General features: G+C 44.6%; 1 protein-coding gene. It reads left to right on the top strand.

The features are described 5' to 3' along the window. On the top strand, window positions 1-945 hold a 945-nt coding region (locus C3B52_RS35645; protein WP_103111009.1), incomplete at its 5' end, for a group II intron reverse transcriptase/maturase. Window positions 946-1,020 lie beyond the last annotated feature (75 nt).

Below are 1,020 nucleotides of genomic sequence, written 5' to 3'. Positions count from 1 at the left end.
AGTTATGGCTTTCGTCCAAATAGGCGAGGACATGATGCAGTTCGGAAGGCTAAAGGTTTTATGAAAGAGGGGAAACGGTGGGTTGTTGATTTAGACTTAGAGAAATTCTTTGACAAAGTAAACCATGACAAGTTAATGGGGCTTATCGCCAAACATGTCAAGGAAAAGACACTACTCAGGCTTATCAGAAGCTATTTAGAATCGGGCATCATGATTAACGGGATGGAGACAGCAAACGAGGAAGGAGTGCCGCAAGGTGGACCTCTTAGTCCGCTGCTCTCCAACATCATGTTGCATGAATTGGACATGGAGCTAGAAAAACGAGGGCTCAGATTTGTCCGCTACGCGGACGACTGTAATGTCTACGTTTCTTCAAAGAAGGCTGGCGAACGGGTAATGGCATCTATTTCCTGGTTCATCGAGAATAAATTAAAACTTAAGGTGAACATTGAGAAAAGTGCAGTAGACCGGCCATGGAAACGAAAATTTCTAGGGTTTAGCTTTACCCACCAGTCTGATCCAAAGATTCGAATCGCGAAAGAAAGCATGAAGAAGGTAAAACAACGAATTCGAGAATTTACCTCAAGGTCAAAAGCGCTTCCCATGGAGTATCGAATTGAACAGCTAAATAGATACCTTATTGGCTGGGCGGGATACTTCTCACTTGCAGACACACCTTCGGTCTTCTCCAGTCTAGACGAATGGATAAGAAGAAGGCTCCGTATGTGCCTATGGAAACAGTGGAAGAACCCTCGAACAAAAGTAAAAAGGCTTATTACCTTGGGAGTGCCCAAAGCAAAAGCCTTCGAATGGGGTAATTCTCGTAAGAGATACTGGCGTATTGCGTGCAGTCCTATACTTCACAGAACTTTGGATAATGGCTATTGGCTGACCGAAGGTCTTAAGAGTCTTAAGGATAGGTATTTTCTTTTACGTCAAACTTAGATGAACCGCCGTATACCGAACGGTACGTACGGTGGTGTGAGAGGTCGGGGGTTAGTCACCCCCTCCTACTCGATT

It is taken from the genome of Brevibacillus reuszeri (genome assembly GCF_002897295.1).
GTDB lineage: Bacteria > Bacillota > Bacilli > Brevibacillales > Brevibacillaceae > Brevibacillus > Brevibacillus reuszeri_A.
This window is presented reverse-complemented; position numbering and strand designations above follow the sequence as displayed.